General features: G+C 70.2%; 3 protein-coding genes. 2 read left to right on the top strand and 1 reads right to left on the bottom strand.

Annotated features, from left to right (window positions below):
* On the top strand, positions 1-969 hold a 969-nt coding region (locus FDZ70_10270), incomplete at its 5' end, for a M20/M25/M40 family metallo-hydrolase (GenBank protein TLM66849.1).
* A 20-nt stretch (positions 970-989) separates the two neighbouring features.
* On the opposite strand, the gene FDZ70_10265 is transcribed toward FDZ70_10270, so the two are convergent.
* Positions 990-1,280, bottom strand: a complete 291-nt coding sequence (locus tag FDZ70_10265) for a hypothetical protein (protein ID TLM66848.1) — start codon at positions 1,278-1,280, stop codon at positions 990-992.
* 139 nt (positions 1,281-1,419) lie between these two features.
* On the opposite strand from FDZ70_10265, the gene FDZ70_10260 reads away from it, so the two are divergent.
* On the top strand, positions 1,420-1,647 hold a 228-nt coding region (locus FDZ70_10260; protein TLM66847.1), incomplete at its 3' end, for a hypothetical protein.

Raw genomic sequence — 1,647 nt, 5'->3', positions numbered from 1 at the left:
GAGCAGGACCACAAGGCGGCCGCGCGCGCGTCCACCGCCGCCGCGGCGACCGTGCCCGCGACTCCCGCGGCCACCGAGCCCGTGCCCGCCCTCGTCGCGACGCCCGCCGCCGAGCCGACCCCCGTGCCGGAGCCGGAGCCCGAACCGCTCGCCATCGTCAACGACTTCAACGTGGCCGAGGCGATGGACCACGTGCGCGCACTGTGCGACATCGGCGTGCGCAAGGGCGGGTCCGCGGGCGAGAAGAAGGCCGCGGAGTACATCGCCGCACAGCTCAAGGCGATGGGCTACGACGCGGACATCCGCGCGTTCCCGCTGCCGAACGGGACGACGAGCAGGAACGTCGTGGCCTCGCTCCCCGGCACGACGGATCGCACGTTCGTGCTCGGCGCACACTACGACACGAAATCACCGTCCCCCGGAGCGAACGACAACGGGACAGGCACCGCTGCGCTTCTCGCGATCGCCCGCGAACTCAAGGACGAGAAGCTCGCGCCGACGGTCGAGTTCGTCTTCTTCGGCACCGAGGAGATGATCGACTCGAACTCGGACCATCACCACTACGGCTCGCGGAAGTACGTCGCGATGATGACCTCCGACGAGCGCGCTCGCTGCGCCGGGATGATCTCGGTGGACATGATCGGGTACGGGCCCGAGTTCGTCGTGCGCACGATGGGCACCGGCCCGCAGACGCTGAAGGACCGTCTGCTCGCTGCGGCCAAGGCGAAGAGCCTCGGGCTGTTCTACAAGAAGGACACGAGCGCCGTGGGCTGGAGCGACCACGAGCCGTTCGAGCGTGCCGGGATCCCGGCCGCATGGATCGAGTGGCGCGACGACCCGTACTACCACAAGACCACCGACACGCCTGCCCACGTCGTCAAGGCCAAGGTGGCCGTCGCGGGCGGGCTGGTGCTCGACTACGTCCGCTCGCTCGACGAAGACGACCTCGCCGCGCTGCGCGCCCGGTAGCAGCGGGGTCCGGGCGGAAGCTACTCCGCCCAGCCCTCCACGCGCATCTCTGAGACCGAGGTGTCCTGCGCGTCGTGGTTCGTCCCGGTGTCCGCCGGATACACCGACACGATCTCCATCTCGACGAACGTGGTCTTCTTCGGCGCGGCGAGCTTCATGTCCTGGAGCCCGTTGTTCGAGTCGTACAGCGTGAAGTCCGCTTCCCTGCCGTCCGAGAAGTGCAGCCGCGCCACCCTCACCCGGCCGTTGGCGTGCCAGCGGTCGACGCCGCGGTCGTAGTCGTACTTGTCGTAGCCGGGGATGATGCGCACGTTGGCGACCCACACCTCGCGCGGGAAGGTGAAGCGGATGCGCTGTCCGGCGCCGTAGCCGCTGACGCCCTCCGCCCAGCAGGTGGTCGAGTCACCGTCGGTGAGATTCGTGACGTAGTACGACGCCTGGCTGCTGCCCTTGAGCGTCGACGAGGCACTCAGCTCGGCGTACGAGGTGATGTCGGTCGGCGAACCGGTCGGGGGACCGTCGCCGGACGCGGTCGAGCCGCCGGCGGAGCCGCCCGCGGTCCCGTCCGCGCCGTCGTCCGTGCCCCCGGCGGAGTCTCCGCCCGCGGCGGCGCCAGCCCCACTGTCGCCCGTCGAATCCTCCGAGCCGGAACCGCCGGAGTCACCCGAGGTGCTGCCG

It is taken from the genome of Actinomycetota bacterium (assembly GCA_005774595.1).
Classification (GTDB): domain Bacteria; phylum Actinomycetota; class Coriobacteriia; order Anaerosomatales; family D1FN1-002; genus D1FN1-002.
Note: the sequence above shows the minus strand (reverse complement) of the source record. Positions and strands in the feature narration are given on the sequence as shown.